5 protein-coding genes and 1 pseudogene are annotated in these 3,326 nt (G+C 57.8%); 5 read left to right on the forward strand and 1 reads right to left on the reverse strand.

From position 1 onward, the window contains the following. From EN925_RS29010 to EN925_RS29035, 5 genes and pseudogenes are all read left to right on the forward strand, one after another. Nucleotides 1–408 (forward strand): annotated as a pseudogene (locus EN925_RS29010) (cytochrome B6); the annotation flags it as partial. A 59-nt stretch (nucleotides 409–467) separates the two neighbouring features. After that, entirely contained in the window at nucleotides 468–1,070 is a 603-nt protein-coding gene (locus EN925_RS29015) for a DUF4142 domain-containing protein (RefSeq protein ID WP_082826787.1), read from the forward strand. Between the two features lie 142 nt (nucleotides 1,071–1,212). Continuing rightward, the gene (locus EN925_RS29020) at nucleotides 1,213–1,506 is read left to right on the forward strand and encodes a DUF768 domain-containing protein (protein WP_013525111.1); all 294 of its coding nucleotides are present in this window, start codon (nucleotides 1,213–1,215) and stop codon (nucleotides 1,504–1,506) included. 703 nt (nucleotides 1,507–2,209) lie between these two features. Beyond that, nucleotides 2,210–2,410, forward strand: coding sequence for a hypothetical protein (locus EN925_RS29030; RefSeq protein WP_013525113.1), 201 nt, complete (start codon nucleotides 2,210–2,212; stop codon nucleotides 2,408–2,410). A 9-nt stretch (nucleotides 2,411–2,419) separates the two neighbouring features. Next, nucleotides 2,420–2,641: a hypothetical protein gene (locus EN925_RS29035; protein WP_013525114.1), complete on the forward strand. Its 222-nt coding sequence runs from the start codon at nucleotides 2,420–2,422 to the stop codon at nucleotides 2,639–2,641. A gap of 144 nt (nucleotides 2,642–2,785) precedes the next feature. On the opposite strand, the gene EN925_RS29040 is transcribed toward EN925_RS29035, so the two are convergent. Next, a partial coding sequence (locus EN925_RS29040) for a phospholipase D-like domain-containing protein (RefSeq protein ID WP_245487334.1) occupies nucleotides 2,786–3,326 on the reverse strand: 541 nt, incomplete at its 5' end.

Consider the following 3,326-nt stretch of genomic DNA (forward strand, 5'->3'; position numbering starts at 1 on the left):
ATGCAGAACATCATCGATTTTCCTCCGGCACCCAAGCTCGATCCCTTTGGACGACTTGACCCGGCTACCGCCAGTGCGCTGGAGATCAAGGGCGAGCAGGTGTTCATGGGAAAGGGCCGCTGCGGCGAATGTCATGTTCCAGCCCAGTCCTTCATGGACAACAATATGCACGACCTGAAGCTCGAGCGATTCTACAAAGTTGGTCAGACGTTCAACGACCAGGTTGCCATTCCAGATGGACCCATCAAGACCTTCACGTTGCGCGGGATCAAGGATTCTCCGCCCTATCTTCATGACGGCCGTCTGATGACGCTGGGCGATACCGTTGAGTTCTTCAACCTGGTGCTCGGAACGAAGCTCGACCAATCGGAAAAGGAAGCATTGGTGGCCTATTTGCTCACGCTCTAGACATCACCCGGGAAAAACCGTGGCCGACAATTAACTAGGTATTGAATGGAGGACAGTTCATGCGTGCCGCCATAATGACAGTAGTCCTGGCAGTGTCGCCCTGCTGTGCGCTGGCGCAAATCGGCAATCCAGCCGGTCTTGCCCCCGATACCAGTATGGAGAAGCCTGGAGTTCCAGCACCGCACCAGACGAATTATCAGGATCGGCTTTTCGTACAGCTAATTACGGCAGGCGGCAGGGCCGAGATAGAGTTCGGGCGACTCGCGGCTGGAAAGACAAGCCACGAAGACCTCCGTGAATTTGCAAATCGGATGGTCGATGATCACAACAAGGCCAATGAGCAGCTGAAATCCGTGGCCGATAAAAGCAAGATTCCACTTCCCGAAGGGCTCGATCCAGATCACAAGAAAATCCGTTCCGATCTCGAAAAGCTCGACGGCGCCGCGTTTGAGCTGGCGTACCTGAGGGCGCAGATCGTCGATCACCAAAGGACGGCGCAGCTCCTGGCTTGGGAGATAGGCTCGGGCGAGGATGCAGCGCTTCAGCGCTTCGCCTCCGAAAAGCTGCCGACGGTGCTTGAACATCTTGACCTGGCCCGCACGTTGCACGCGAAGCTGGCAGGCCAAGCCCTGTTCGCGCCGGATACGCAAAAGGCCAAATGAAGCGGCGGTCATGTGGCACCTGAAAGTTCAGCTGCCTTCCGTGAATGTCAGCGCACGCGCTTCTGTTCGTCTGATTGAGAAAGTGACGCCATGGCGGAACTTCGGATCGCCGCCGCGCTTAATCCGGTGGAGGAGTTATCCGATGAACGCGACCAAAGAGTTTTTTGAAAGCTGGTTGCAGGAGAATGTCGGCACTCTTGCCGGCCAAGAGGAAGTGAGCTTCGCCGTGCTGGCTCAGCAATTCGAGCAGGATGCCGAAGCGGCCGGTTATGGTCGCGAGGTGCGTGAGGACGAGCTCGGAAACATTGAAGATGCGATCGAGCAAGCGCTCAAGAAAGCGCGAACTGGCGTGCATGGTGACGCCGCTGGCGAACCCAGCGATGTGGCAGCCCTCATGGATGCGCTGGAGGTCGAAGATGCCAAAAGCGGGCCGTAGGCCATACCAGATCAGCTCTTTTCGTTTGTCGAAGTTGCCGGGGTAGCCCCATGGAGCAGTTTCGCAAGGACATGGCCGCCTTGGCAGAGCCGGCTTTCTGGGTGACGATAGGTTTGCTTCTGGTCCCTTATGCGCTTGGAACGGTGCTGCTCGTTTGGACCTGCGGCTGCCTGTAAGGTGCTACTGACACACCCCGGTGGTGGTTCAACGGCCCTAACGCCATACAATACCCAGCTAATGCGCTCGCGGGGGGATCCTGCGCTGCAGCAATGTCCGAACGATCTCGTCGCCAGGAAGTTCATCGTCGACACCAAGCTCCTTTGCTGCCGGTAATCGCACCGCCGCGGCTGACAGCTTTTGGGAGAGGGCCGCCGTGTGCAGGCGCCGACGCTATCTGCGCTCTCAAAGTTCCAGCTACGGCCCCCTGTCACGGTTCCCCGATCACGCGCCTGAAGCGCGTTTCCTTGCCTCGAAAATAGCCCAGCAGCTTGCGCGTTGCCTTGGAACACTTGTGTCATATCGAAGTTCGGCCCGCATAGGAGAACCGAGATGGCCATCCCACAAGCGGACAACGACAACCACCTGCGCATGAAGCCGGCTCATCGAGGCAAAATCTCGCCCAAGGGGGCGATACACCAGGTTAGAGCACGACCCAGGTACAAAATGGCTCTGCGGGCGACAAGAATTAAGGCGAGGCGCTGAGATGCCGCGGACCAATAATGACGCTCGCAACGAGAAGACCACATCAGCTGCAGCAATCATTGTCGACAAGGAACGTGCTGAGCGCGCCGCCAAGACGGCGCGGTTAAAGGAAGCGCGCCTCGCACAGGCCATCACGCCGTCTCCCATAGAACGCAAGCAGCGTGTCACCAAAAAGGTTCGCAGGATTTTTGTTGCTGGCTAGGAGGTGTCCGTGACGCGCAATCATGACAAGGAAAGATACGACCGCGCCAAACGCATCAGCCAAGAGACGCTGGACGCTGAACGCGCACAACGCGCCGAGAAGACGGCGCGGCTGAGACAAGCAAGGCTTGCACAGCGTCCGGTGGAGTCGTCGCCGGCGCAGCCGCAAACTCGCCGCAAACCCATCCAGGCTCTCAAAAAGAGAAGCCGTAAGGTGATCGAAGTCTTTTAGGCTCTCCACATCCGTGCGGAACACTGGGAGAGTCCAGCGGCGAGCGCGGCTGGGAGGGAGGGCTTCCGCGACCTGATCCAGCAAGGCTGCGAAATACCTGGCGAGCAATCGCGGGGACTTTGGATCTCCGCCTCCTCGCCATTATCAGAGCTGGGAGCGAAACCTGCTCGCAAAGTAGTCGGTGACCTTTTCGCTTAGCGGACGCGCTTGCCATTCTTCCAGACTGACCTGCCTTGATCGCTTCAGGTCCTCGTTGAAAACGTCTATTTGCGTCCGCGCGAATTCCAAGCCGTAGACGTTCAGACTGGCCTCATCGTTGAGGCGCAAGGATCGCTCATCCAGATTAGCCGAGCCAAAGCTCACCCAGGCATCGTCGACGATCAAAAGCTTGGGATGGTACATTGTGGGTTGAAACTCAAAGATGCGCACACCGGCCTTGAGCAATTCGCCCCAGAAAAAGCGCGAGCCCTTTCGCACCACAGGCACATCCGTGAGCCAATTGGGAACGATGACATCGACCGAGACGCCTCGCTTCCTTGCATCAAGAATCTGCTGCAGCGCGATGTCGTCCGGCACGAAGTAGGCCATGCCGATGCGCAGATGATCCTTGGCCGCGGCTATTGCCGCCAACATCATCAACTCCATGTTCTCCGAGCCGTTTGGCTGCGAAGAAAGTATCAACTGC

The sequence above is a fragment of the Mesorhizobium sp. M7A.F.Ca.US.006.04.2.1 genome (genome assembly GCF_004022915.1).
Classification (GTDB): Bacteria; Pseudomonadota; Alphaproteobacteria; order Rhizobiales; family Rhizobiaceae; genus Mesorhizobium; species Mesorhizobium ciceri.

Coding starts and splice junctions, on each gene's coding strand:
- EN925_RS29015 (WP_082826787.1), top strand. CDS start 468: ATGCGTGCCGCCATAATGACAGTAGTCCTGGCAGTGTCGCCCTGCTGT.
- EN925_RS29020 (WP_013525111.1), top strand. CDS start 1,213: ATGAACGCGACCAAAGAGTTTTTTGAAAGCTGGTTGCAGGAGAATGTC.
- EN925_RS29030 (WP_013525113.1), top strand. CDS start 2,210: ATGCCGCGGACCAATAATGACGCTCGCAACGAGAAGACCACATCAGCT.